Below are 4,202 nucleotides of genomic sequence, written 5' to 3' on the forward strand. Positions count from 1 at the left end.
TCTTGAAAACTGGCCTATTGGATTCTTTGATGAGGGGAATTATCTCTAAAATGATATTTGAAATTCATAAAAGTTGTCTGCAATTATTAGCAGAGGAAGACCCAGACGTATGTTCTGTGTTAAATAGTTTAGCGACAAATAGAAGAAAAGAATTAAACGTAATTATTGCAGATCGTGATGTGCTAGATTACTTAAAAAGCTGTACACTTCTTGAGGCTAATGCTCGTAGGTTATTTAGTTATCTGAGAAGAAAAATCCATGAAACAAAAGAATTAAAAAAAGTTGTAAGCAGATACTATACAATTGTTGCTAATAATGGTATCGAATGTGATAATTGTCATATTATTACAGTATCAGATATTCTTAAAAAAGAGTTTTTATCGAAGACACAACTTATAGTTGAAGATTTAACCGATTTTAAATTTTATCACTATATTGGATTCTATTTTGCCTTTAAAAATAGAATTAATTATCACCTTTCGTTTGATATAGTCCCCGGGGGTGGACAAAATTCTGCTACTATACTGGATGGGTTAATTAAGCAAGAAAATAGATTATTACTCGGTATATTTGATGGCGAACCAAAAATATCCCGGGGATACAATAGGTGGAACGTTAAAAGCTGTACTAAAGATAATAGACTCAAAAGATAGAAAGTTTTTTGAATGTATTTCATTAGCTGAGCAGGGTGTCCACGAAGCTGAGAACTTAATTCCATTAAAACTCATTGAAGAAATATATGATAGTAGAGAAACTTATGCACAAAATACTATAAAGTTTTTAAGTAGATTGTATGAAGAAAGATTAAATTTGTATTTTTACTTTGATATGAAAGAGGGTATCTATCGAGGAAATAAAACATATACTGATAACTATGATGCTTGTTGGAAAGATTGTGTTGAATCATTTAAAGTAAGCGAAAATATAGAAAGCTTACATATTTCCAAAGTTATTATTAGTCAAGGTGGTTTATTGGAAAAAGTTATTGAATACCTTTCTAAGAAAAGTTTAGAGAATAGTGAAGATTTAAGTTCTGTATTTGAAAAATTTGTAATAAATACATTTATTGATTCAAAATGGACTGAGCTTGGAAAGGAAATTTTTACATGGGGTTGTGTTGGTGGAAGGATTCCATAATGTTGATTTTTATATAAACCATCATAATATTTAGTTATTTATTTTAGAAAGCAGGTAAGACATGACAAATTCTGTAAGTTCGAACCGCTCTGAGAAGTACAACATTGCAGCCTTCTTCTCAGGTGTTGGGGGAATTGAGTTGGGATTTGAACAGACCAACGAGTTCAGAGTGGTGTATGCCAATGAATTTGATAAGTATGCGCGTCAGACTTATCAATTAAACCATCCAGATACCTATTTAGATGGTCGTGATATTCACGATGTTCAGCCAGAGGACATTCCAGCTGAGCGCGTGGATGTGATTATGGGAGGTTTCCCTTGTCAGGCCTTTAGCATTGCGGGTTATCGCAAGGGATTTGATGATGATCGTGGCGATCTTTTCTTCGAATTGCTTCGCATGATTGAGGGATGCAAACCTCGCGCTATTTTCATCGAAAATGTCAAGAACATGGTAGGTCATGACCATGGTAATACTTTCAAGGTTATTCGTGAAGCTTTGACCGAGAACAACTACTTTATTAAGTGGAAGGTTCTCAACGGGAAAGACTACGGAAATATCCCTCAAAACCGTGAGCGGATCTACATCGTTGGTTTTGATACCAAGGAAGCTTATGACTTGTTTGAATTTCCAGAGGAAATCAAACTGACTACGACTCTTCAAGACGTCATTAACTTTGGTGACCAGCTTGATGAAGTCTACTACTATCGTGAAGGCAAGCAAAATTTCTACGACCAGTTGAAGTTTGAAGTGACCAGTCAAGATACGGTTTACCAGTGGCGCCGTCAATATGTCCGTGAAAATAAAAACGGTGTCGTCCCTACCCTAACAGCAAACATGGGAACAGGTGGACATAATGTTCCATTGATTTTAACGGACAGTGGGGATATTCGTAAGCTGACACCGAAAGAAACTTTTAATGTTCAAGGTTATCCTAAATCTTTTAAAATCCCAGAAGGGGTTTCTAACGGTCAGCTATACAAGCAGGCTGGAAACAGTGTGGTTGTACCCGTGATTAAACGTATCGCGGAAAATGTTGCCAAGGCTTTAAATGAAAGTCAAGGGCAATCTCAACTTGAACGCTCAGGAAAATTCGCCATTATCTACACCAAGATGAATGGACAATTTGAAGGGCAATCTTATGTCAAGGAATTTGTGGATAGCTATGACCAGGCTCTTGAAAAAATCCAATCTTATGATGATGGTCTAGCCCTTCTGTCTGGTGAAGATTATTTAAAATTGGTTAAAAAACGAGGAAATCTCGAATTTTACAGTATTAATTAACGAATATATAAGAGGGTTAGTGAAAAACTAATCTTCTTTTGATATACTGAAAATAGAAAAGAGGGTGCTTATGTGGGAACATCTAAAGTCTGAACAAAAAGACAAATACAAAACCTTAATTACCAACTTCGCTAGCTTGAGCCAAGCTTTCTCTCAAAAGGCTGAGTCCGAAGATGAGGGACAAACAGAGAATTATGTTGCTCCGATTGTTAATTCTAAATTTCAAGAGACTGTTTTCCAGAAGAGTTTTAATGCTGTTGGGGAAGATATTGCCAATACTTCCTATGATGCCTCTGTTGTTGTGGATGAAAATCATAAATACCTAGTGGGTATTAAGTCTTTTGGGATTAATTCTGGAGACCAAAAGATCGCTCAGTTTAAGAAGGACTCTCAAGATTGGACAGATTTGTTGGGTGATATCAAATTCCATGCAGATATCTCAGCAGATAAAGAAACGGCAGATAAGCAAAACTATCAACGCTATAAAGAGTTGGCACGAAAGATTGCGACCTTAAGAAATCAGAGAATCGAATCTTCTAAGGCACAAATCAAGGGATTTAGTTCGGACTCGGTCAATGTTGAAGCTGTTTATCACGTTCTAATGCCAACACCAAAGGGAGAAAATCCTAAGATTTTTGTCGGTGAAACATCTTATTTGCCAGTTGATATTGATAATCTGGTCATTGAAGGATCAACTACCAAAAACAATCCAACCAATTTTCGATTTACGGATGGGCAACACCACTACAAGTACACGGCAGCTGACAGTCAGCTCCACATGACTTTTAATAATAAAGACATTGTGGTAGATACTTGGGACGTTCATTATATTGAAGATCCTTTTTCTCTCTTTGAAAATCTTCATTTGCTGACAGCTGAAAAGGATAAAACCGATGTCTTAGAAACAGTGTCTTGGGTTATTACAGATAAACATGGAAATGTGGAAGAAAACTCTGGTTTCAATGCCTTTAATGGTGGTTCAAAATTAGCTAAGAAAGATCGTCTACCACGGATTTTAAAGATTCAGGATAAATTTAAGGATAGTTTTGCTCCAGAAGAACTAGCTTTTGTGACCTTCTCTTTAGAAGAAATCCTTTTGAAAAAGTGGACTAGCAAGGAAGAAAAAGTTCAGATGAAGACCATTCGTGAGAATCTGATAAACTTTGTTCACGAGACTGGTAATGAAAAACTCAGTAAAGAAATTGAACAACTGGTTTATCGTCCAGTTAGTGAAGTTTACATTCCTCTGCCAGACTCCAAGAACTTTCATGACGAAAGGCAAGACTTCTTTGGTCCTGGATTTGGGACTTTTGAACCTGGAACTAAAAAATTGGCTTTATCTAAAGAAGAAAGAACTTTTAAACTACGCTTTTTATCTTCTGGTGATGTTATTAACGCCTATATAAATCAAGAAGCTGGAAAGGCAATTCAGTCAACTGATAAGCAAGAAATCCTTGGGAATTGGATTTTACGTGGTGTTTTCCAGTTGAAAGAACGAGAAGTCTTGACGGGTCAACGACTCAATGAACTGGAAATCAACGGTATTCGTTTGACTAAGTTTAAAAATGGGGAAATCGGTATTGAATTTATTTGGATTGATACCGAAAATCCCCCAAGCGATGCCATCGGCTGGGTAGCAAAGAAATAAAAGTTTTCAAAGCTATTGTAACAAGTAAGGGATTTTATTTTCGTGTACAATTTCAGCTATTCTTGTTATAATCAGCCTATAGGAATCAAGGAGGTGACTCTTATGGCTGTTTTTGTGTCTTTGGATGGAATTGTG

At 36.1% G+C, this 4,202-nt stretch carries 4 protein-coding genes; all 4 read left to right on the forward strand.

Annotated features, from left to right (window positions below; genetic code table 11):
- On the forward strand, positions 1 to 653 hold a 653-nt coding region (locus SMIDD26_RS12145; RefSeq protein ID WP_246746853.1), incomplete at its 5' end, for a hypothetical protein.
- Complete coding sequence (locus SMIDD26_RS11310) at positions 574 to 1,137, forward strand: hypothetical protein (protein WP_134990088.1); 564 nt, start codon at positions 574 to 576, stop codon at positions 1,135 to 1,137. The genes SMIDD26_RS12145 and SMIDD26_RS11310, both read left to right, overlap by 80 nt.
- A 61-nt stretch (positions 1,138 to 1,198) precedes the next feature.
- Complete coding sequence (locus SMIDD26_RS02025; protein WP_061438745.1) at positions 1,199 to 2,419, forward strand: DNA cytosine methyltransferase; 1,221 nt, start codon at positions 1,199 to 1,201, stop codon at positions 2,417 to 2,419.
- A gap of 70 nt (positions 2,420 to 2,489) precedes the next feature.
- Positions 2,490 to 4,067, forward strand: a complete 1,578-nt coding sequence (locus tag SMIDD26_RS12150; RefSeq protein ID WP_061438746.1) for a hypothetical protein — start codon at positions 2,490 to 2,492, stop codon at positions 4,065 to 4,067.
- Positions 4,068 to 4,202: the final 135 nt, after the last annotated feature.

Origin of the sequence: Streptococcus mitis (genome assembly GCF_001579035.1) — a bacterium.
Taxonomy (GTDB): domain Bacteria; phylum Bacillota; class Bacilli; order Lactobacillales; family Streptococcaceae; genus Streptococcus; species Streptococcus mitis_J.

Excerpts from the sequence above, each read along its gene's own strand:
- SMIDD26_RS11310 (WP_134990088.1), top strand. The coding sequence starts at position 574 with ATGGCGAACCAAAAATATCCCGGGGATACAATAGGTGGAACGTTAAAA.
- SMIDD26_RS02025 (WP_061438745.1), top strand. The coding sequence starts at position 1,199 with ATGACAAATTCTGTAAGTTCGAACCGCTCTGAGAAGTACAACATTGCA.
- SMIDD26_RS12150 (WP_061438746.1), top strand. The coding sequence starts at position 2,490 with ATGTGGGAACATCTAAAGTCTGAACAAAAAGACAAATACAAAACCTTA.